Source organism: Methylobacterium sp. 22177, from assembly GCF_052045615.1.
In the GTDB taxonomy this organism is placed as follows: domain Bacteria; phylum Pseudomonadota; class Alphaproteobacteria; order Rhizobiales; family Beijerinckiaceae; genus Methylobacterium; species Methylobacterium radiotolerans.
Map to the genome: position 1 here is coordinate 1 of NZ_JBQEPK010000147.1, position 327 is coordinate 327.

Below are 327 nucleotides of genomic sequence, written 5' to 3' on the forward strand. Positions count from 1 at the left end.
GGCTGGCGGATCGGCATCGCCTTCGCCCCGGACGTCCTGCGCAACGGCACCAACCCGCTCGCCCTCCTCGACGAGCTGCGCGACCTCGGCGCCTGCACGGTCGTGCCGCGGCTCGAGGCCCTGCCCGAGCTGCCCGGCCTCGATCCCGAGAGCCTCGCCCTCGGCTGGGACGTCACGCTGCGCGGGCCCGTCAGCCGCGCGGCGGTCGAGGACGTGTTCCTGTTCGTGCGCGACGAGATGGTCCTGACCCTGGAGCCGGCCGGCCCGGCGCTGCCGGACGCCGCCCCGCCCGAGCCGGTGCCGGCCCAGGCGCGCGCCCCCGCTCCG

Annotated in this window: 1 pseudogene; it reads left to right on the plus strand. The window is 78.3% G+C overall.

Features of this window, described 5'->3' with window-relative positions:
- Window positions 1-327: pseudogene (locus ACTJK8_RS32460) on the plus strand (chemotaxis protein CheA); the annotation flags it as partial.